Origin of the sequence: Comamonas sp. 7D-2, assembly GCF_022749555.1 — a bacterium.
GTDB classification, from domain to species: domain Bacteria; phylum Pseudomonadota; class Gammaproteobacteria; order Burkholderiales; family Burkholderiaceae_C; genus Comamonas; species Comamonas thiooxydans.
This window is the reverse complement of sequence record NZ_CP094238.1, coordinates 2158386-2174941: the sequence shown is the minus strand read 5'-3', so window position 1 is coordinate 2174941 and position 16556 is coordinate 2158386. Positions and strand designations below refer to the sequence as shown.

The window sequence follows — 16556 nt, the reverse complement described above, 5'->3', positions numbered from 1 at the left end:
AAGAGACCTCAAGGCAAGTGCTGCGACAATTTGATCCATCTCATCTTCAACCACGAGGTCAATGACCAGCGCGACTCTCCACTCTGTGTCTGTCTGCGCCGTTGCTAAAAGCCCATGAATCTTCAGACCATCAAAGCATCCTGCTCCAACTGCAATCTGCGTGAACTGTGCATGCCCATGGGCCTGGACGATGAACAAATGGAGCGCATTGACGAGATTGTGGCCACGCGCCGCAAGGTCAAGCGCGGTGGGCTGCTGTTTCGCAATGGCGAAGAGTTCACCTCGCTGTATGCCATTCGAACCGGCTTCTTCAAGACCAGCGTGGCCACCGAAGACGGGCGCGATCAGGTCACAGGCTTTCAGATGGCTGGCGAAATCATTGGTCTGGACGGCATCGTCAACGACCACCACACTTGTGATGCCGTGGCCCTGGAAGACGCCGAGGTCTGCGTCATGCCGTTTGACAAACTGGAGCAGCTCTCGCGCGAGGTCACTGCCCTGCAGAACCATGTGCACAAGGTCATGAGCCGCGAAATCGTGCGCGAGCATGGCGTGATGCTGCTGCTGGGCAGCATGCGTGCCGAAGAGCGCCTGGCGGCCTTTGTGTTGAACCTGGTCCAGCGCCTGTCGGCACGCGGCTTTTCCAAGTCGGAACTGGTGCTGCGCATGACGCGCGAAGAAATCGGCAGTTACCTGGGCCTCAAGCTCGAGACCGTGAGCCGCACTTTCTCCAAATTTGCAGAGGAAGGTATTGTGGAAGTCAAGCAGCGCCACCTGCGCATCCTGGATACCGAGGCGCTCAAACGCATCGTCAACAGCCAGCAATGCCAGAACTGAACCGAGTCGACAGACACTCTCAAGACAAAGCCCGCGGACAGCGGGCTTTTTTGTCTGTGCGAATTAATCGGGCAGAGGCTCGGAAACGATGCCGCCATTGAGATCGCTGACGGAGCGACCCAGCATCACCGTCATCGCACCTCCGATCAGGGTCACGACCCAGAAGGCAAAAAAAGCGACCGTATAGATGGCCTGGCGCGACCAGTCCAGGGGGGAGCCCAGCCAGTGCACATCCAGCGGGTCCACAAAGGCGAAAACCACCATCTCCATGATTGCTGCCGCCAGAAAGGCCGGCCAGACAATCCACATCCAGCGTCGAGCATCCATCCTGATTCTCCTTGGGCTGTGGGCTTGGTCATATTTTGCACAACAGTGGTGACCGTTCATGCAGGACTGCGGGCATGCACCGTGGCGGGAAACCCTGAACTACTCTCTTTTCAGGAGCATCCTGCGCCATCTGGATATCAAAAAACCATTTACTTCTACATCAACGTTAGACAGAACATGCGCAACACGCTCTGATTTTGATATCGGCAACAAAAAAGGCCGCAAAAGCGACCTTGGCGGAGCAAGCGCCAGAGCACTCAGCGATCCAGCGGATGGTCCTTGGCTGGCGTGGCCGCATGATTGCGGCCGGTGACTGCTGGGGCCAGGCTTTTTTCACTTTCGCTCAGGCGCTGGTTGATTTCCATGCCATGGCGGTAGTAGTCAGGGTCAATCACGGGATCAGGCCTGCTCAGTGCGATGTATGCGGTGACAAAGCCGGCAATCACCACGATCACCGGGCCGGCGATGATGAGCCAGACATGGGCAAACTTCCACCAGGGCTTGCCGTCCTCGGGGTGGATGATCTTGGCCGTTTGCGAGACCTTGGCTTGTGCTGCCGACATGATGAAACCTCTTTCCAAAATTCTGACCACCCAGGCACACACGGCAGGGTGGCATAAATTGTTGCCGATTGGCGGTGCCCTTGTCCGGCCTCCGTGATGGCTCACGAAGACCGTCAAGACCTGGCATTAACGCGGCACCAGGAACACCGTCTTCTCGGAAATACGCCCTGCTCCGGCAGTCACTGCATCCACATTGAAGTGTACGGGGTGCGAGCCGGGAGTTGCTGAGCCGTACGGAATCTGCAGCCGCACCGCAATGCCGCGCGTCTCTGCAGGGCCAACGCTCACTTCCTGCTCGGATGCGACTTCCAGATTCTCCAGGCCCACGGCGCTGATACGGTAGCGCTGCTCGGATTCGGTGGCGTTCATGATCTGCAGACGGTAGACGTTCTCCAGCTTGCCGCCCGCCACGATGCGCGAAAGCGCAGCACGGTCGCGAATCACATCGACCTTGAGCGGCTCGCGCAGCACCAGACTGGCGATCATGGCAGCGCTGAGGGCCACCAGCACGGCCGAGTAGATCAGCACACGCGGGCGGAAAATGCGGCGAATCACCTGCACCTGCTTCCAGGCCTTCGCCACGGCATTCTGAGTGGTCAACCGGATCAGGCCACGCGGATACTCCATCTTGTCCATCACGGAGTTGCAGGCATCGATGCACAGACCGCAGCCAATGCACTCGTACTGCAATCCTTTGCGGATATCGATGCCCACGGGGCAAACCTGAACGCAAAGCTTGCAATCTATGCAGTCCCCCAGGCCCTGAGCCTTGTAGTCAACGTCTTTCTTGCGCGGGCCGCGAGCTTCACCACGTTCGGCGTCATAACTGACGATCATGGTGTCCTTGTCGAACATGGCACTCTGAAAGCGTGCATAGGGACACATGTACTTGCAGACCTGCTCGCGCATATAGCCGGCGTTGCCGTAGGTGGCGAAGCCGTAGAACGCCACCCAGAAAATCTGCCAGCTGCCCTGGAAGGCCATCAACTCCACACCCAACTCACGGATGGGCACGAAGTAGCCGACAAAGGTGAAACCTGTCCAAAGAGACAGAGCGATCCAGAGAAACTGCTTGAGCGACTTTTTCCAGATCTTCTCCAAAGTCCAGCCGCTCTTGTCGATACGCATGCGGGCACTGCGATCGCCTTCGACCTTGCTTTCGATCCACATGAAGATCTCGGTGTAGACCGTCTGCGGACAGGAGAAGCCACACCACAGACGCCCGGCTACGGCGGTAAACAGGAACAGCCCCAGTGCGCTGATGATCAGCAGCCCCGTCAGATAGATGAAGTCCTGCGGGTACAGCACCAGTCCGAACAGATAGAAGCGCCGGGCCCCCAGATCGAACAGCACCATCTGGCGCTCGCCCCACTGCAGCCAGGGCAGGCCGTAGAAGACGATCTGGGTCAGAAACACCATGGCCCAGCGCCACCGTGAGAACACGCCGCTAATAGAGCGTGAGTACACTTTTTGCTCGGAAGCGAACATAGGCACCAACTCAGGCCCGCCCTCATGAGGCTCAGGCGTGATCGGTATGACTTTTCGGGGCTTCCCCTGATCGCACGGCATCGCAGTTCCTTAATATTTTTGTAATTACTGAAAATTGAAACGCGAAAAAGGCGGTGCCAGGGCACCGCCTTTTAAAAACGCATTACTTCTGGTTTTGCGTATTCGAAAGACTCCAGACATAGGAAGCCAGCACGGCAATTTGCGCCTCCGTCAACTTCTCTTTCTGGGCAGGCATCTCATTGTGCTTGCCGTTGTTGACGATGTTGACGATTGCCGCCTCGCCCCAGCCATGCAGCCAGATGTCATCGGTCAGGTTGGGCGCTCCCAGCGCGGGGTTGCCCTTGCCGTCCATGCCGTGACAAGCCGCACAGGCCACGAATTTGGACTTGCCTTGCGAAGCCTTGACGGCATCGTGAGGGCTGCCCGACAGGCTCAGCACATAGTGCGCCACATTGCGCACATCCTCCGCCGAGCCCACGGCTGCCGCCATGGGCGGCATCATGCCGATACGGCCGTTGGTGATGGTCTCCCTGATCTTCTCGGGAGATCCGCCATGCAACCAGTCGCCGTCCGCCAGATTCGGGAAGGACTTGCTGCCGCGAGCGTCAGAGCCGTGGCATTGCGCACAGTTGTTCATGAACAGACGCTCGCCAATGGCCATGGCCTGAGGATCCTTGGCCATTTCTTCGGTGGGCATGCTGGTGAACTTGGCATACAGAGGCTCCAGGTCCGCCTTGGCCTTGGCCATTTCCTTGTCGTAGGCGCCGGTCTGGCTCCAGTCCAGCTTGCCGCCGAAGCCGCCCAGACCTGGGTAGACCACAAGATAGCCCAGGCTGAAAACCACGGTGATCACGAACAGACCCATCCACCACTTGGGCATGGGGTTGTTGAGTTCACGCAGGTCTTCGTCCCAGACATGGCCTGTGGTGTTGTCGCCCGAGGGAACGACCTTCTTGCGGGCCACCAGAATCAGCAGCAGCAAGCAGCCAAAGATGCCGATCAGCGTAATCGCCGCGACATACACCGACCAGAAATTGTTAATGAAATCGCTCATGGGATGTTCTCGTTGTGGTGATCAGACTCAGTCTTCCAGGAATGGAACCTGAGCTGCCTCGTCAAAACGGGCCTGGTTGCGGCGGGCATACGCCCACCACCAGATGCCCACGAAACACGCCAGCGATGCCAGCGTGGCCACGATACGCATGGTGGTGATATCCATTTCCAGCCCTTTCTCTCTTACTTGACGGCGCGACCAAGGACCTGCAGATAGGCAATCACTGCCTCCATCTCCGTCTTGTCCTTGACCTCGGCCTGAGCACCGGCGATTTCCGCATCGGTGTACGGCACGCCCACCTTGCGCAGCGCGCTCATGCGCGTTGCCACGGCCGTGTCATCCACCTTGTTGGCTTCCAGCCAGGGGTAAGCAGGCATGTTGGACTCGGGCACCACGTCACGCGGGTTGTTCAGGTGGATGCGATGCCATTCGTCGCTGTACTTGCCGCCCACGCGATGCAGGTCGGGGCCGGTACGCTTGGAGCCCCACTGGAAGGGGTGGTCGTAGACGAACTCGCCAGCCACCGAGTAGTGGCCGTAGCGCATGGTTTCGGCGCGGAAGGGACGGATCATCTGCGAGTGGCAGTTGTAGCAACCCTCGCGCAGATAGACGTCGCGCCCCATCAGCTGCAACGGCGTGTAGGGCTTGAGACCCGCCACGGCTTCGGTCGTGGACTTCTGGAAGAACAGCGGCACGATTTCCACCAGGCCGCCAATGGTCAGCACGAACAGCGTCAGCGCGATCAGCAAAAAGTTGCTGGTCTCGATCTTCTCGTGCGAAAAGCTCTTGGGAGCTGCGTTATTTTGATCAGACATTGCTTTTGCTCCTCAATGCTCAGGCGTGAGCCACCACGGCAGGCACTGCCACCTTGACGGAACGGCCGGCCATTGCGGTCTTCCAGGTGTTCCATGCCATCACCAGCATGCCGCCCAGATACAGCAGACCGCCAGTCACGCGAATCACATAGAAGGGATAGGTCGCCTTCACGCTTTCCACGAAGGTGTAGGTCAGCGTGCCGTCGGGGTTGACAGCGCGCCACATCAGGCCCTGCATCACACCGGCAATCCACATTGCGGCGATGTACAGCACGATGCCGATGGTCGCCATCCAGAAGTGCAGCTCGATCGCGGGCACGGAGTGCATCTTCTCGCGGCCGAACAGACGAGGGATCAGGTAGTACAGAGAGCCCATGGTGATCAGACCCACCCAGCCCAAAGCGCCGGAGTGCACGTGGCCCACGGTCCAATCGGTGTAGTGGCTCAGCGCGTTCACGGTCTTGATGGCCATCATCGGGCCTTCGAAGGTGGACATGCCGTAGAACGACAGGGACACGATCAGGAAGCGCAGGATGGGATCGTCGCGCAGCTTGTGCCAGGCACCCGACAGCGTCATGATGCCGTTGATCATGCCGCCCCAGCTGGGAGCCAGCAGGATCAGCGAGAACACCATGCCCACGGACTGAGTCCAGTCAGGCAAAGCGGTGTAGTGCAGGTGGTGAGGACCCGCCCACATGTACGTGAAGATCAGCGCCCAGAAGTGCACGATCGACAGGCGATACGAATACACGGGACGGCCCGCCTGCTTAGGGATGAAGTAATACATCATGCCCAGGAAGCCGGCGGTCAGGAAGAAGCCCACGGCGTTATGCCCGTACCACCACTGAACCATCGCATCCTGCACGCCGGCGTAAGCCGAGTAGCTCTTCATCCAGCCGGCGGGGATGGAAATATTGTTGACGATGTGCAGCAGGGCCACGGCCAGAATGAAAGCACCGAAGAACCAGTTGGCCACATAGATGTGCTTGACCTTGCGGATGCCGATAGTGCCGAAGAACACGATGGCATAGGACACCCAGGTCACGGCAATCAGCAAGTCCAGAGGCCATTCCAGCTCGGCGTATTCCTTGCCCTGGGTGTAACCCAGAGGCAGGCTGATGGCCGCGCCGACGATAACCAGTTGCCAGGCCCAGAAGGTCAGGCTGGCCAGCTTGGGCATGAACAGCTTGGTCTGGCAGGTGCGTTGCACCACGTAGTAGCTGGTCGCGAACAGCGCCGAGCCACCAAAAGCGAAGATCACGGCATTGGTATGCAGCGGACGCAGACGTCCGTAGCTCAGCCATGGAATGCCGAAGTTGAGTTCCGGCCAGGCCAGCTGGGACGCGATAAACACGCCCACCGCCATACCTACCACCCCCCATACCACGGCCATGATAGAGAACTGTCTTACGACGGTGTCGTCGTAATAGACAGCATTGTTATTTGTTGCTTCCATCGGGCACCTCTTAGATATCTTGCAAAGTGTTCATTGGTTTCTGGTCGGGCTCGTTGAGCCACATCAATCGTCGCGAAGAATGCGCTCGCCTTCTTGTTCCACGCTCTCGAACTGGCCCCGGTACACGGCCCACCACAGGGCAGCCACAATGGCCATGACCAGAACAACCGACAGCGGAATCAATACATACAAAATGTCCATCAATGGCCTCCTTGAGTCAGTGGCATGACGGTGCCCCGCGGCGCAAGGTGCGCGGGGGCGGACGCGTTGCTATCTGCAGCCTGCAGCGGCAACGCACGTGCAAGACGGGCTGCGTTGGCGACGACCAGCAAGGAGCTCAGCGCCATGCCGAGCCCTGCCAGCCAGGCAGGCATCCAGCCCGCGAGGGCCAGAGGAATAGAGATCGCGTTATAGGCTGCTGCCCAGCCCAGGTTCTGGCGCACCACGGACAGGGTCCGTCGGGCCAGCAACAGGCTTTGCAACACTAACTCCAGGCTGTCTCCCAGTACCACGAAGTCTGCTTGCGATTGTGCCAGCGGCACTGCTTTACCAAAAGCAAAAGAGACATGCGCTCCGGCTAAAACTGGGCCGTCATTCAGGCCGTCGCCGACCATGGCAACCTTATGCCCTGCCGCCTGTGCCGCCTGCATGGCGGCCAGCTTGTCCTGCGGTTTGCAGTCGCCCTGCGCCTGCTCTATGCCCAGCTTGGCGGCCACAGTTTGCACCGCTGCAGAGCGGTCACCCGAGAGCAGTTGCACCGCCACACCTTGCTGCCTGAGGTCGGCAATGACCTGGGCCGCTTCGGGACGCACGTCCTCGCTCAGATGGAACTGCGCCAAGGGCAGCCAGCCACCTTTCGATTCCTCGGCCAGCATCACGCTCTGCCCTGGCTCATGCGGAGCCAACTCGGGCACGCCGCAATGCGCGGCCGAGCCCAGACGAAGATGGCGGCGCAAGGCGGTATTGCTGCGCGCCTGCACCCAGACATCGAGGCCGCTGCCAGCGATTTCCTGGACGGAATCCAGCAGCCATGCGCTGGCAGACAGTTCGGCCACCTCGGCAGCCTGCGCCAGTGCCTTGGAAGCGGGATGCATGGACTGGCGCGCCAGCAAGGCGGCCAGCGCCAGCAGCTCATCAGTGTTTTGACCTTCAGCAGGTGTCAGCGCGCGCAGCACCAGGCCGTCGCGCGTCAGCGTTCCGGTCTTGTCGAACACCAGCGTATCCACGGCGGCCAGCGCCTCCAGCCCCTGCAGATTGCGCACCAGCACGCCGCTGCGCGCCAGGGTGCCGGCCGCCGTCAGCATGGCCACGGGCGTGGCCAGCGAAAGCGCACAGGGACAGGTGACGATGAGCACGGCCACGGCCACCATCATGGCCTTGCCCGGGTCGGTGGGCCACCACCAGATGGCGGCGGCCAGCGCCGCCAGCAGCACCACAACGAGAAAAGGCCGGGCCACCTTGTCGGCCAACTGGGCCAGGGTTGGCTTTTGCAGCGAAGCGCTTTCCATCAGATTCACGATCTGCGCAAAGCGGGTGCCCTCACCCACGCTGTCCACTCTCACATCGACAACACTGTCCAGGTTGTAGCTGCCGGCGGTGACTGCATCGCCTTGTGCGCGCAAAACAGGCGTGGACTCGCCAGTCAGAAGCGCCTCATCGGCATGGGTGGTGCCGCGCAGAATCCGGCCGTCTGCGGGGAAAGCCTCGCCCGTGAGCACACGCACCACATCACCCACACGCAGGCGGCGCGTGGCCACACGCTCGAACTCTCCCGAGTCGGGCTGCTGACGCAGCACCGAATCCGGCAGCCGGTTCATCACGGCTTCCAATGCACCGGCCGTGCGGTCGCGCAGGCGCAGCTCCAGCCAGCGTCCTGTGAGCAGGAAGAAGACAAACATGGTCAGCGAGTCGAAGAAGACTTCCTGACCGAAGGGACCGGAGGGATCAAAAGTGCCCAGCGTGCTGATGACAAAGGTGATCAACATGCCCAGGGCCACGGGCAGGTCCATGCTCACGCGGCGCTGGGTGATGTCCTTGAGCGCGCTCTTGAAGAAGGGCCCGCAGCAAAACAGCACCACGGGCAGAGAAATCACCCAGGATGCCCAGCGCAGCAAGGTCTCCATCTCCAGCGACAGGTCGCCGGGCCGCGCCGTGTAGGCGGGCCATGCATACATCATCACCTGCATCATGCACAGGCCGGCCACCAGCCAGCGCCACAGGGCACGGCGCGTCTCGGCCTGGCGCAGCTCGCGCGCAAATGCGTCGCGCGCGGGCAAGGCGCGATAGCCGGCACGCGATACGGCCTCCATCCATTGCGATGGAAGCACCTGGGCGGGACGCCACTCGACACGGGCTCGGCGCGTTGCGGCACTGACTTCGGCTGCCTGCACTCCGGGAACAGCCCGAAGCGCCTCCTCGATGGTCAGCGCACATGCAGCACAGTGCATGCCCTCCAGAACCACAAAGGAATCCCACACCGGGGACTCGGTTGCGTTCTCGGAGATTGGGGCCTTGGAGCTCTGGCCAGCGGGGCGACCAAACGAGCTCCATTCTTGCGGATCGTCCAGCAGATGACTGTGCATCTGGGACAAGTTCAGGAAACCGGTGTCAGCAACAGCATGCTCTGCCGCGGAAGGCTGGACAGTAGTGTGTTGGGACATGTTTCAAGCGTAACGACGCCAGATGATACCCACCTTGACATTAATCAACCGTTAACTGCCCAATCGACATATGCTTGTATTTACAACGCATGCAACCCAAGGAGAAAGCTATGTACAACCGCATTTTGATTGCTACCGACGGCACCGAACTCTCAGACAAGGCTGTGCATGCAGGCCTGGATCTGGCCGCTTTGTGCGGCGCCAGCGTGATTGCGCTCAAGGTTGTCTCGCACTATCCGCGCAGCTACCTGGAAGGCAGCGACTTGCTGGACATCAAGGAAGCCAAGCGCGTTGAGGAGCAATGGACCAATCAGGCCCAGACCCTGCTGAACGGCGTCAAAGCCTTTGGCCATGAGCGCAAGGTCAATGTCACCACCGAAATCGCCCACTCCGACCTGGTGGCCGAGTCGATTGTGGAGATGGCCAAAAAGCATGACTGCGACCTGATCGTCATGGCTTCGCACGGTCGCAAGGGTCTGCAGCGCCTGCTGCTGGGCAGCGAAACCCAGCATGTGCTGACGCACTCACCGGTGCCGGTGCTGGTGCTGCGCTGATCGGATCTCTCTGAGCCGCTTAGCGGCTTCCCTTGAGAGGATGGCATCTGATGGCATCTGTACTGGGAGACGCCCCTGGCCGGGCGCCCCTTGCTGGGTTTACCCCTGATATCCAGTGACACAGGCTGCTCATGGGCCGCCGTTTGCTACTCACAAATTAAAAGCAGCTTGCGTACAAGCTGCTTTATTTTTGGGTCGATTCAATGCTGAATCTGCCTTGCAAGCTGCGCAATAAGCTCACTTTTCAGGAGTCAAGTCAAAAGACAAGCGCCTGAAACGCAGCCAATAGTGCAGCCAAAAACCAACGCCTGGTGTCCGCTTCGACCGGGTTCAGGAGAACTCCTGCTGATACTGATCGCGCAGCAGCTTCTTCTGGACCTTGCCCATGGTGTTGCGCGGCAGGCTGTCCACCACATAGCAGCGCTTGGGCACCTTGAAATTGGCCAGCCTGGCTTTGAGCGACTCCAGAATCTTCAGCCCATCCAGTTGCGCGCCCTTGCGCGGCACGATGACGGCAACGCCGACCTCGCCAAAGTCCGGGTGAGGCACGCCCACCAGGGCGCTTTCGTCCACGCCGGGAAGATCGTTGATGAAGCCCTCCACCTCGGCCGGATAGACGTTGTAGCCGCCCGAGATGATCAAGTCCTTGCTGCGCCCCACGATGCTGAAATAGCCGCGCTCGTCCTGCAGGCCCACATCGCCGGTCTTGAACCAGCCGTCGGCCGTGAACTCCTCTGCCGTCTTCTCGGGCATGCGCCAGTAGCCCTTGAAGACATTGGGGCCCTGCACCTCGATATTGCCGATCTCGCCTGCGGGCATGGCCTTGCCGTCATCGCCATGAATGCGCACGCCCACGCCAGGCAGGGGAAAGCCCACGGTTGCGCCGCGACGCTCGGCCTCGTTGCCATAGCGCGCATCTGCCTGATAGGGGTTGGAGGTCAGCATGATGGTCTCGCTCATGCCGTAGCGCTCAAGAATGGCGTGGCCGGTACGCGTCTTCCAGGCACGGAAAGTCTCGATCAGCATGGGAGCCGAGCCCGAGATGAACAGACGCATGTGCGCGGCCATGTCGCGATCCAGCCTGGCATCGGCCAGCATGCGCACATAAAGGGTTGGCACCCCCATGAAGACGGTCGCATCCTTGAAGCGCGCCATGACGGCCTCGGGCTCGAAGCGGGCAAACCAGATCATGGGACTGCCGTTGAGCAGCGCCCCGTGAATGGCGACAAACAGGCCATGCACATGGAAGATGGGCAGCGCGTGAATCAGCACATCGCCTTCCTGCCAGCCCCAGTACACCTTGAGCATGGCCGCATTGCTCAGCAGATTGCCGTGGCTGAGCATGGCGCCCTTGCTGCGTCCCGTGGTGCCGCTGGTGTAGAGAATCGCCGCCAGATCGTCGGCGCGACGTGGCACGACCTGATGCTCGTCGCTGTGGTGGGCCGCTCGCTCCAGCAAGCTGCCCGTGCGATCGGTGCCGAGGGTGTAGACATGGCCCACGCCGTGGTTGAAGGCAATCTTGGACACCCAGCCAAAACAGCCGGGGGCGCACACCACCACGGCCGGCTCGGCATTGGTGATGAAGTACTCCATCTCGGCGCTCTGGTAGGCGGTGTTCAGCGGCAGGAACACATGGCCGCTGCGCAGCGTGGCCAGGTAGAGCATCATGGCTTCGACCGACTTTTCCACCTGCACCGCAATGCGGCTGCCCTCGGGCAGATCCAGCGAGGCCAGCAGATTGGCCATGCGTGCACTGCCCTGCTCCAGATCGGCCCAGGTGTAGTAGAGGCTGGAGCCATCGGGCTCGATGGCCTCCACGGCGATTTTCGTCAGATCCGCAGGAAACGCAGCGCGCAGCGCGCTGAAAAGATTGGCTTGAGGCATGTCGGTCATCGTGATGCTGTCGAACTCGGAAACGGTGAAAGCAAAAGGTCCATGGCCATCATAGGCCCGGCCCTGGCCTGGCCGGTGGCGCCAGGCACTGAAAAAATCACTTCTTCAAAATGGGGCGCCAGCAAAGGGCGCCCCGCAAGGCAGCCAGCTGGCTCAGGAGTCAATCTTCACATTCGCCGCCTTGACCACATGGGCCCAGCGCTGGATCTCGCTTTGCACCATGGCGGCAAACTGCGGCTGGCTCAGCTGGCCGTAATCGGCGCCGTTCTTGGCCCAGGCAGCCTTGATGTCCTCGGCGGCTCCGATCTTGCGCACCTCGTCCAGCATCTGCTGCTGCACGGCGGCAGGCGTGCCCTTGGGGGCCCATAGCCCATACCAGGTGGTGACGGTGAAGTCCGGCAGGCCGCACTCGGCCGCGCTGGGCACATCGGGGAAGGCGGGATTGCGCTTGGCGCCCGCCACCATCAAGGCCTTGATGCGGCCGCCCTTGATATGCTGGGCCGATGAGCCCAGGCCATCGAACAGCATGTCCACATTGCCGGCAATCAGGTCCTGCAGCGCCGGCCCTGCGCCCTTGTAGGGGATATGGGTGATCTGGGTCTTGGTCTGCAGCTTGAACAGCTCGCCCGCCAGATGGTGCGAGGAGCCCGGCCCTGCCGAGGCATAGTTGTACTTGCCGGGGTTGGCACGCAGGTCCTGTACAAGAGCCTGCAAGCTGGCATGCGTCACCTTCTTGGGATTGACCACCACGACTTGCGGCACGCTGGCCAGCAGCGCCAGCGGGATGAAGTCGCGCTCCAGATCGTATTCGAGCTTGGGGTAGACCGATGGCGCAATCACATGGTGAGTGCCGCCCATGAAGAAGTTGTAGCCGTCGGGTACGGCCTTGGCCGCAATGCTGGCGCCCAGCGTACCGCCCGCGCCACCGCGGTTGTCTATCACCAAGGTCTTGCCCGAGGTCTTGGCGAACTGGGCAGAAAAAGGCCTGGCAAAGGTGTCGGTGCCGCCGCCGGCAGGAAAAGGCACGATCAGATTGACAGGCCTGCTCGGCCACTCCGATGCCTGGGCCATGCCCGTCCAGCCCGATGCTCCAGCCGCCAGCAGCGCCCCCGTCGCCCCCAGCAGCGTGCGCCGCTGCAAACCCACGCTCTTTTCCCAAGAATCCTGCATCTATGTCTCCTCTGCGCGCCTGGTCAGCAGCATCGCCGCAGCCAGACTTGTGGTTGGAAGACGCAGCAGCAACAAGCCGGCTCAGGCCGGGCGCAGCGCGAGTCGCGATGCACTCAACCCTTGCACAGCGATTCGATCTCCGAGGAAACGGGAATCTTGCTCTGCGCCAACAGGCTGCGGTGCTTGTCCAGGCGCTTGAGGTCATACAGATAGTTGACCATCAGCCCCATGGATTGCTTGAGCCCCTTGGACGACAGGTCTGCCGCCCAGTTCAGGCGCTCCACGCGCGCACCGTTGCCAAGGTGAAAGCGTGCCACGGCATCCAGCGGACGACCCTTGGCAGTTTCCCGACCCAGATAGCGCGCGGCGCAAAACATGGCGGCCTGACGCACCACCGATTTCTCCGGCAGCGAGCCCGGATCGTCCAGCGCGGCCAGCAATTGCGCGGCGCTCACTCCGCCGGCGACTTTTTCCAGGGCTGCCTTTTGCTTGTCGTCGAGCTCCGCCAGAGCCGCATCGCCGTTCTTGCTCAGCCAGCTGCGCAGTCCCGGAATCGGCGACAGCGTGGCGAACTGCTTGAGCTTGGGAAACTCCTCGGTGAGCGTCTCCACCACATGCTTGATGAGCGAATCGCCGAAGCTCACGCCCTTGAGTCCGGTCTGGGTGTTGCTGATGGAATAGAAGATGGCGGTGTTGGCCTTGGCCAGATCGGCTGCCGCTGCGGCCTCGTCCAGCAGCGGAGCCATGCTGCCGGCCATCTTGTCCAGCAGTGCCACCTCCACAAAGATCAGCGGCACATTGGGCATGCGCGGGTGAAAGAACCCATAGCAGCGGCGGTCGCTGTCGAGGCGATTCTTCAGATCGGCCCAGCTGCGAATATCGTGCACTGCCTCGTACTTGATCAGCTTTTCGAGCAGCGATGCGGGCGAGTCCCAGTTCAGGCTTCTGAGCTCCAGCAAGGCCACATCGAACCAGCTGGAAAACAGATGCTCCAGCTCGGCGTCCAGCGCCACATAGTGCTGCTCCGCCTTGGGCAAGGCCAGCAACTCGGCGCGCATGTCGACCAGAAAGCCCATGCCGCCCTTGGGCTGGGCAAAACGCTGCAGCAGCCGCGTGCGCGACGAAACCAGGGCGCGGCGCAGGCTCATCTCGGCCTCGCCGCGTTCCACATCGCTGCCCGCCTTGTCGTAGCGCTCGCGGGCCGCCTGCAGCGCCTTGGCATCGGGGCCGAACTTTTCGATCGCCAGCAGCCAGAAGTCCTTTCGCGCTGCCAGATCGGCCTTGGCATACCAATCCATCAGCAACTGCGCGTGACGGCCGCCCTCCACGTCGCTGAGCGCGGTATCCGCCACCTGCTGCATGTCCAGCAGCAAGCGGCGCAGCTCGCGCGGCGACAGCGCCTCCTCCCCACGACGCAAGGTGGCCTCCAGGCGTTGCGCCAGCGGGCGATGCTGGGCGTCGCCCTTCTCGCCCTCGGCACCGCGCACCCACAGCTTGGTTTGCTCAATCCACTCGGCTGCCCACCCCATATGCATCTCCTTGTTCCAGCACCATCATGCTCTCATTGAAGAAGCAGATACCGCAATTGCAGTAACGCTTTCAGCCATTATGTGCAGTTTTTCCGCCTCGCACACCACACCATGAAAAACGCAGACCGAAGTCTGCGTTTTTCAGGATTTGGCCTTCAGGCCGCAGTCCGCTGAACCGCGTAGGCCTGGCGCTTGCCACACCACACCCACATGAGCACACCGGCCACGATCATGGGAATGCACAGCCACTGCCCCATGCTCATGCCCAGCGAGAGAATGCCCAGGAAGTCGTCGGGCTCGCGGAAGTACTCTGCGATGAAGCGGAATGCCCCATAGCCGATCAGAAAAACCGCCGCGACCTGGCCGGGCTTGCGCTCCTTGCGCGCGTAAAGCCACAGGATGATGAACAGCAGCAGCCCTTCCATCAGGAACTGATAGATCTGCGAGGGATGACGCGGCAGCATGGAGCCGCTTTGCGGGAACACCATGGCCCAGGGCAGATCTGCACTCGCAAAACGCCCCCAGAGCTCGCCGTTGATGAAGTTGCCGATGCGGCCCGCAGCCAGCCCTGTAGGCACGCAGGGCGCCACAAAATCTGCGACTTCCAGCCAGTTGCGCTTGCGCGAGCGCGCAAACCAGATCATGGAGCCGATGACGCCCAGCAGGCCGCCGTGAAAGCTCATGCCGCCCTGCCAGACGGCAAGAATCTCCAGCGGATGCGAGAGGTAGTAACCGGGCTTGTAGAACAGGCAGTAGCCGATGCGCCCGCCCACGACCACGCCCAGCACGCCAAGGAAGAGAATGTCCTCCACATCCTTGCGCGCCCAGGCACGATCGCCCGTCATGTATTTGAATGGAGGGTGGTGCAGTCGGCGCGTGCCCAGAAACAGGAACAGACCAAAGGCCACCAGATAGGTAATGCCATACCAGTGCACGGCCAGCGGGCCAATCTGCACGGCTACAGGATCAATGTGCGGATACATCAGCATGTCAGGCATTGTGCCGCAGGCCGATGACGTTTCTGCAAAACTGTATGCTCCGAGAACGCTGCAGAGCCTCATTCACCGGCTCAAAGCCCCCTGATGCGAAAAACCTCGACCTGGCATCCTGCTGCATCCGGCGCCAGCGGCGCTCTTTCAAGCGTCAATGCGGCTTGTCCACCGCCAGGCCCTGCTCGCGCACGGTCTGGCGCACGACCTTGGCGGTCTCATCCATCATGGTGCTCAATCGCTGCGGTGTGCCGCCCAATACATTCACGCCCATGGCCTGCAACCGCTCCTGCACGGCAGGATCCTGCAAGGCCGCGTTGGCAGCGCCGTTGAGCCTGGTCACGACGGCCTGCGGTGTTCCTGCCGGAGCAACGATGCCGAACCAGGTGATGGCCAGATCGTTGAGCGCAGGGTGGCCCAACTCCCTGAACGTGGGCACCTGCGGCAGGGCCGGCAAGCGCTCCTGCGCGGCCACGGCGAACGGAACCAGGCGGCCCGCAGCCACATGCGGAGCCGACGAAGGGTATTGATCGCTGAGCACCTGGGTCTCGCCCGACAGCGCGCCGCTGATCACCGGCCCCTGCCCCTTGTAGGGAATGTGGTGCAGCTTGAGCTTGAGATCGGCATTGAGGCGCTCGGCAATCAGATGCCCGATGGAGCCGATTCCGGCCGATCCGATATTGAACTGACCCGGCTTGCTGCGCGCAAGAGTGAGGAACTGGGCGTAGTTCTGCACACCCATATTGGGATGCACGGAAAACACCGACGGAATGGACGCCAGTGCAACCACCGGCACAAAGGCCTTGGCAGGATCTATGCGTGCCGACTGCGGCAGCATGACGGGATTGACCACCAGCGTGCTGATGGTGCCCAGGCCTATCGTGTAGCCGTCAGGCGCCGCATTGGCCACGGCCTCGGCCCCGATGAAGCCGCTGGCGCCGGACCGGTTGTCGACCACCACGGGCTGACCCAGCGTCGTGTGCATGGCATCGGCAACCAGGCGCGCCACGATATCGGTGGAGCCTCCGGGCGTGAAAGGGACCACCAGACGCACGGGACGCTGCGGGTAACGCCCTTCTGCAGCCTGCGCCGTCAATGCCCCCAGCAAGGCCAGCAGCCCTGCTGTCTTCAACAAGAAGGAGGGGCGAACAGCGAAAGACATGGAGATCACTTTCTGGCAAGACAATAAAAACAGCCGCG

The 16556-nt window shown here is 61.3% G+C and carries 16 protein-coding genes; 2 read left to right on the top strand and 14 right to left on the bottom strand.

The genetic code is table 11. The features are described from left to right. Positions 1–114 precede the first annotated feature (114 nt). Entirely contained in the window at positions 115–837 is a 723-nt protein-coding gene (gene fnr, locus MPZ60_RS10055; RefSeq protein WP_034351808.1) for a fumarate/nitrate reduction transcriptional regulator Fnr, read from the top strand. Positions 838–900: 63 nt separating this feature from the next. Here the strand turns inward: fnr and MPZ60_RS10050 are convergent, their stop codons facing one another. The 9 genes from MPZ60_RS10050 to MPZ60_RS10010 all read right to left on the bottom strand — a co-directional run bounded on the left by MPZ60_RS10050 (position 901) and on the right by MPZ60_RS10010 (position 9143). Then, positions 901–1164: a hypothetical protein gene (locus MPZ60_RS10050; RefSeq protein ID WP_003063120.1), complete on the bottom strand. Its 264-nt coding sequence runs from the start codon at positions 1162–1164 to the stop codon at positions 901–903. A gap of 257 nt (positions 1165–1421) precedes the next feature. Continuing rightward, positions 1422–1727, bottom strand: coding sequence for a FixH family protein (locus tag MPZ60_RS10045; protein ID WP_003063123.1), 306 nt, complete (start codon positions 1725–1727; stop codon positions 1422–1424). Positions 1728–1853: 126 nt separating this feature from the next. Further along, positions 1854–3296, bottom strand: coding sequence for a cytochrome c oxidase accessory protein CcoG (ccoG, locus tag MPZ60_RS10040; protein WP_034351807.1), 1443 nt, complete (start codon positions 3294–3296; stop codon positions 1854–1856). Between the two features lie 82 nt (positions 3297–3378). Further along, on the bottom strand, positions 3379–4290 hold the full coding sequence (gene ccoP, locus MPZ60_RS10035) for a cytochrome-c oxidase, cbb3-type subunit III (RefSeq protein WP_003063126.1): 912 nt from the start codon (positions 4288–4290) through the stop codon (positions 3379–3381). Positions 4291–4317: 27 nt separating this feature from the next. Then, positions 4318–4455, bottom strand: coding sequence for a CcoQ/FixQ family Cbb3-type cytochrome c oxidase assembly chaperone (locus tag MPZ60_RS10030; protein ID WP_003063128.1), 138 nt, complete (start codon positions 4453–4455; stop codon positions 4318–4320). Positions 4456–4472: 17 nt separating this feature from the next. Then, complete coding sequence (gene ccoO, locus MPZ60_RS10025; protein ID WP_003063130.1) at positions 4473–5105, bottom strand: cytochrome-c oxidase, cbb3-type subunit II; 633 nt, start codon at positions 5103–5105, stop codon at positions 4473–4475. Positions 5106–5124: 19 nt separating this feature from the next. Further along, complete coding sequence (ccoN, locus tag MPZ60_RS10020; RefSeq protein ID WP_034351806.1) at positions 5125–6561, bottom strand: cytochrome-c oxidase, cbb3-type subunit I; 1437 nt, start codon at positions 6559–6561, stop codon at positions 5125–5127. Positions 6562–6624: 63 nt separating this feature from the next. Then, positions 6625–6762, bottom strand: a complete 138-nt coding sequence (gene ccoS, locus MPZ60_RS10015) for a cbb3-type cytochrome oxidase assembly protein CcoS (RefSeq protein WP_003056328.1) — start codon at positions 6760–6762, stop codon at positions 6625–6627. Then, positions 6762–9143, bottom strand: a complete 2382-nt coding sequence (locus MPZ60_RS10010) for a cation-translocating P-type ATPase (RefSeq protein ID WP_034351805.1) — start codon at positions 9141–9143, stop codon at positions 6762–6764. Before MPZ60_RS10010 ends, ccoS begins: the two co-directional genes overlap by 1 nt. Positions 9144–9331: 188 nt before the next feature. On the opposite strand from MPZ60_RS10010, the gene MPZ60_RS10005 reads away from it, so the two are divergent. Then, positions 9332–9775 carry a universal stress protein gene (locus MPZ60_RS10005; RefSeq protein WP_003080460.1) on the top strand — a complete coding sequence of 148 codons (444 nt, stop codon included), beginning with the start codon at positions 9332–9334 and terminating at the stop codon, positions 9773–9775. Between the two features lie 330 nt (positions 9776–10105). Here MPZ60_RS10005 and MPZ60_RS10000 read toward each other — a convergent pair whose 3' ends face one another. The 5 genes from MPZ60_RS10000 to MPZ60_RS09980 all read right to left on the bottom strand — a co-directional run bounded on the left by MPZ60_RS10000 (position 10106) and on the right by MPZ60_RS09980 (position 16518). Next, positions 10106–11659 carry a malonyl-CoA synthase gene (locus MPZ60_RS10000; RefSeq protein WP_034351854.1) on the bottom strand — a complete coding sequence of 518 codons (1554 nt, stop codon included), beginning with the start codon at positions 11657–11659 and terminating at the stop codon, positions 10106–10108. A gap of 162 nt (positions 11660–11821) precedes the next feature. Further along, positions 11822–12838 carry a tripartite tricarboxylate transporter substrate binding protein gene (locus tag MPZ60_RS09995; protein WP_034351804.1) on the bottom strand — a complete coding sequence of 339 codons (1017 nt, stop codon included), beginning with the start codon at positions 12836–12838 and terminating at the stop codon, positions 11822–11824. A gap of 113 nt (positions 12839–12951) precedes the next feature. After that, on the bottom strand, positions 12952–14367 hold the full coding sequence (locus MPZ60_RS09990) for a malonyl-CoA decarboxylase (protein WP_034351853.1): 1416 nt from the start codon (positions 14365–14367) through the stop codon (positions 12952–12954). A 155-nt stretch (positions 14368–14522) separates the two neighbouring features. Beyond that, the gene (gene lgt, locus MPZ60_RS09985) at positions 14523–15365 is read right to left on the bottom strand and encodes a prolipoprotein diacylglyceryl transferase (RefSeq protein ID WP_034351803.1); all 843 of its coding nucleotides are present in this window, start codon (positions 15363–15365) and stop codon (positions 14523–14525) included. A 145-nt stretch (positions 15366–15510) separates the two neighbouring features. Next, a complete protein-coding gene (locus MPZ60_RS09980; RefSeq protein ID WP_034351802.1) occupies positions 15511–16518 on the bottom strand; it encodes a tripartite tricarboxylate transporter substrate binding protein in 1008 nt (335 codons plus the stop codon). Positions 16519–16556 lie beyond the last annotated feature (38 nt).

Coding starts and splice junctions, on each gene's coding strand:
- fnr (WP_034351808.1), top strand. CDS start 115: ATGAATCTTCAGACCATCAAAGCATCCTGCTCCAACTGCAATCTGCGT.
- MPZ60_RS10050 (WP_003063120.1), bottom strand. CDS start 1,164: ATGGATGCTCGACGCTGGATGTGGATTGTCTGGCCGGCCTTTCTGGCG.
- MPZ60_RS10045 (WP_003063123.1), bottom strand. CDS start 1,727: ATGTCGGCAGCACAAGCCAAGGTCTCGCAAACGGCCAAGATCATCCAC.
- ccoG (WP_034351807.1), bottom strand. CDS start 3,296: ATGCCGTGCGATCAGGGGAAGCCCCGAAAAGTCATACCGATCACGCCT.
- ccoP (WP_003063126.1), bottom strand. CDS start 4,290: ATGAGCGATTTCATTAACAATTTCTGGTCGGTGTATGTCGCGGCGATT.
- MPZ60_RS10030 (WP_003063128.1), bottom strand. CDS start 4,455: ATGGATATCACCACCATGCGTATCGTGGCCACGCTGGCATCGCTGGCG.
- ccoO (WP_003063130.1), bottom strand. CDS start 5,105: ATGTCTGATCAAAATAACGCAGCTCCCAAGAGCTTTTCGCACGAGAAG.
- ccoN (WP_034351806.1), bottom strand. CDS start 6,561: ATGGAAGCAACAAATAACAATGCTGTCTATTACGACGACACCGTCGTA.
- ccoS (WP_003056328.1), bottom strand. CDS start 6,762: ATGGACATTTTGTATGTATTGATTCCGCTGTCGGTTGTTCTGGTCATG.
- MPZ60_RS10010 (WP_034351805.1), bottom strand. CDS start 9,143: ATGCACAGTCATCTGCTGGACGATCCGCAAGAATGGAGCTCGTTTGGT.
- MPZ60_RS10005 (WP_003080460.1), top strand. CDS start 9,332: ATGTACAACCGCATTTTGATTGCTACCGACGGCACCGAACTCTCAGAC.
- MPZ60_RS10000 (WP_034351854.1), bottom strand. CDS start 11,659: ATGCCTCAAGCCAATCTTTTCAGCGCGCTGCGCGCTGCGTTTCCTGCG.
- MPZ60_RS09995 (WP_034351804.1), bottom strand. CDS start 12,838: ATGCAGGATTCTTGGGAAAAGAGCGTGGGTTTGCAGCGGCGCACGCTG.
- MPZ60_RS09990 (WP_034351853.1), bottom strand. CDS start 14,367: ATGGGGTGGGCAGCCGAGTGGATTGAGCAAACCAAGCTGTGGGTGCGC.
- lgt (WP_034351803.1), bottom strand. CDS start 15,365: ATGCCTGACATGCTGATGTATCCGCACATTGATCCTGTAGCCGTGCAG.
- MPZ60_RS09980 (WP_034351802.1), bottom strand. CDS start 16,518: ATGTCTTTCGCTGTTCGCCCCTCCTTCTTGTTGAAGACAGCAGGGCTG.